Genomic DNA, 2,855 nt, shown 5'->3' on the forward strand with positions numbered 1-2,855 from the left:
CCCGCCTCGCCGAAGCCAGCGGCGTCGCGCTCGACCTCGATCCCATCGCGCTCAAGGCACTCGCCGCACCCTTGGAAGCTGCCTCGGCTCCCCTTGGCCGCGATCCCATGGACTGGATCCTGGGCGGGGGAGAGGACCACGGCCTGCTGGTGACATTTCCAGCAGATGTTCAGCTACCTTCCGGCTTCACTGCGATAGGCTCGATCCAGGCCGTTGCCGAAGGACAGCACAGCGGCGTCCGGATAGCGGGAATGCCCGCTGACACCGTGGGATGGGATCACTTTGCAGACTAAGATTGCCGCCAATACGCACGCCATGAAGCGGTGGCTGGGCAAAGCGGAGACGACGCTCGGGAACCACAGCGACCGCCTCAACGCCATCAATATCTTCCCGGTGGCCGACGGCGACACCGGCACGAACCTCTACCTCACTGTCCGCTCCGCCGCGGCATCATTCGCAGATCGTTCCATCGCCGACGAACCGGTGAACGACGTCGGCGCCGTTCTGGCCGCGGCCGGACGGGTGGCGATGGAGCAGGCCCGGGGGAACTCCGGAACACTCTTTGCTGTCTTTTTGTGCGCAATGGCCGAGCCGCTGGTCGGGCACACCCGCCTCAGTGCGCCCCTGCTTGCCGCAGCCCTGAACCGGGCCCAGATCAGGGCATGGTCGGCCTTGAGCGAGCCGGTTCCGGGCACCATGCTCTCCGTTCTCGAAGCTGCCGCCAGGGCGGCAGGCGAATGCGATAGTGCCCACAACGGCGACGACAGCAACCAGGCGCTGGGCCTTGCCCTGGACGCCGCCGTCAATGCCGCGCTGGATGCTGTGGTGCAAACCGAGGACCAACTCGCACCGCTACACGCCGCGCACGTAGTGGATGCGGGTGGGGTGGGCATGCTCTTGATCCTGGACTGCCTGCGTTCGGCTGTGCTTGGGGAAGAACTCCAGGATGAGCTCCTGGACGGGCTGCACGGCTATGACCTGCAGGATCCGCACATCCATGCGGGAATGCCAGACGACGACGGCGTCGAGGTCATGTGCACCATCAGCCTTTCACCGTTGGACGCTGCCACGCTCCGTCAGCGGCTGGACGAACTTGGCGACTCCGTCATCATGAGCCAAGTGGGCAGCGCGAACGGCCCATCGGGACCGAATGATGGCGGGGACGACGACGATGACGACGAGGACACCGCAGAAGCCAGCTACCGGTGGCGCGTCCACGTCCACGTTCCGGAAGCTGAATCCGCCGTGGCAGTCATCCGCTCGCTCGGCGAGCCCACCGATATCTCCGTCAGCCAGCTCTCCATGCCGCGCGACCCAGGCCTTCCGGCAGGCCTGCACGGGCATGAATACTGAGCTTCACCTTCCCCTCGAGCGGAGGATCGGTAAACGCTCCGCGTCCGTCATCGAGAAGCACCTTGGCCTGGACACTGTCGGGGAGCTCCTGAACTACTTTCCCCGTCGTTACCTGAGCCGCGGGGAGCTGACGCCCATCAGTAAACTGCCGTTGGATGAAGAGGCCACCCTCATTGCCAGGGTGCTGTCCAATTCAACCCGCCAAATGCGGGCAAGGCGCGGATCTTTGACGGACGTCGTGGTGACGGACGAGGCCAGCGGTGAGCAGATTCCCGGAACCTTGAAGATCAGTTTCTTCAACGGCTTCCGCGCCCGCAATGAGCTTCAACCGGGCCGCAGGGTGATGTTCTCCGGCAAGGTCAGCCGCTACGGCGGATCGCTGGGCATGACCAATCCGGACTTCATGCTGCTCGACGAGGATCCGGAGCTGGCCGGTTCCGTCGATCCGGAAAAGCTTGCAGCCATGCCCATTCCCGTGTATCCGGCCACGGCGAAGCTCACCAGTTGGTCCATCCACAAGGTCATCACCACGCTGCTGGACACCATCGATGTGGACAGCATCGAGGATCCGCTGCCTGCCGAAATCGCGTTCCGGGAGAAATTCCTGGGGGTGGGGGACGCGTACCGGCTGATCCATTCTCCGGAAACGGCGGCTGACTGGCAGCGCGCCCGTGACCGGTTCCGCTACCAGGAGGCACTGGTTCTGCAGACTGCGCTGGCACGGCGGCGGGCCCAGCTGGCCGCAGAGGAGGCCACCGCTCGTCGGCCGGTGCCCGAAGGGCTCCTCGCTGCCTTCGACGGGCAGCTTCCGTTCACGTTGACTGCCGGCCAGGCCGCCGTCGGAAAGACGCTTTCCCACGAGCTGGCACAGGACTCGCCCATGAACCGCTTGTTGCAGGGCGAAGTTGGTTCCGGAAAGACGATCGTCGCCTTGCGGGCCATGCTGCAAGTGGTGGATGCCGGCGGGCAGGCGGCGCTGCTTGCCCCGACGGAGGTCCTCGCGGCACAGCACTTTGATTCCATCCGGAAGACCCTGGGCACGCTGTCCCGCGACGGTTTGTTCGGAGGTGCCGGGATGCTGGGCGGGGCCGGATTGTTGGACAGCGAGCCCGGGAGTGGACCCGGTACGGTCCAGGTCGCCTTGCTGACGGGCTCGATGCCGACTGCTGCCCGCAAGCAAGCCATGCTGGACGCGGCCTCTGGCAACGCCGGCATTGTGATCGGCACCCATGCGCTCCTGAGTGACAAAACCTCGTTCCAGGATCTCGGCCTGATCGTGGTGGACGAGCAGCACCGCTTTGGCGTGGAGCAGCGCGACGCCCTGCGGGCCAAGGCCAACCGGCCACCCCACCTGCTGGTGATGACGGCTACCCCGATTCCGCGCACTGTTGCCATGACCGTCTTCGGCGACCTCGAAACCTCCGTGCTGGACGAACTTCCTGCGGGCCGGGCGCCCATCTCCACCCATGTCGTCGGGCTCGCCGAAAACCCGGGCTGGGCGG

Annotated in this window: 2 protein-coding genes and 1 pseudogene; all 3 read left to right on the forward strand. The window is 65.5% G+C overall.

Features of this window, described 5'->3' with window-relative positions:
- Positions 1-293 (forward strand): annotated as a pseudogene (locus AHiyo1_RS03860) (thiamine-phosphate kinase); the annotation flags it as partial.
- 22 nt (positions 294-315) lie between these two features.
- Positions 316-1,353 (forward strand): DAK2 domain-containing protein, encoded by a 1,038-nt coding sequence (locus AHiyo1_RS03865; RefSeq protein ID WP_059387661.1) that lies wholly within the window; start codon positions 316-318, stop codon positions 1,351-1,353.
- On the forward strand, positions 1,343-2,855 hold a 1,513-nt coding region (locus AHiyo1_RS03870), incomplete at its 3' end, for an ATP-dependent DNA helicase RecG (protein WP_059387662.1). The genes AHiyo1_RS03865 and AHiyo1_RS03870, both read left to right, overlap by 11 nt.

The organism is Arthrobacter sp. Hiyo1, assembly GCF_001263615.2.
Lineage (GTDB): Bacteria > Actinomycetota > Actinomycetes > Actinomycetales > Micrococcaceae > Arthrobacter.

What these genes read in the sequence shown, in the direction of transcription:
- AHiyo1_RS03865 (WP_059387661.1), top strand. Translation starts at nt 316, where the DNA reads ATGAAGCGGTGGCTGGGCAAAGCGGAGACGACGCTCGGGAACCACAGC.